The organism is Shigella sp. FC1967 (assembly GCF_001743005.1).
Lineage (GTDB): Bacteria > Pseudomonadota > Gammaproteobacteria > Enterobacterales > Enterobacteriaceae > Proteus.
On record NZ_MIIZ01000178.1, the window covers coordinates 1 to 276 of the forward strand.

1 pseudogene is annotated in these 276 nt (G+C 42.4%); it reads left to right on the plus strand.

Annotated features, from left to right (window positions below):
- A pseudogene (locus tag BHE89_RS01650) lies at window positions 1–276 on the plus strand (phage major capsid protein); the annotation flags it as partial.

The following is a 276-nucleotide window of genomic DNA, read 5'->3' on the forward strand; positions in this document are numbered from 1 at the left end:
AAAAAACACTCAAAGCTTCATTAGGTGAATTAGAGCAACATGTCGCACAAATGCCGTTGAATAATGCGGTTCAGGCAGCCAAAACAATTGGCCAGCAAGTCATTTCTGCAGATGTACTGAAAGAAATTAACTCTAGTATTCAATCAAGTAAGCGCATTTCTATTCCAGTGCAAGCCTGCATTAACTTCAACCGGTGTGGCTGAAGGTGTTGTTGAACCTCAGCGCTTACCCGGTATTGATGTTGCGCCAAAACAGCGTTTATTTATCCGAGATCTG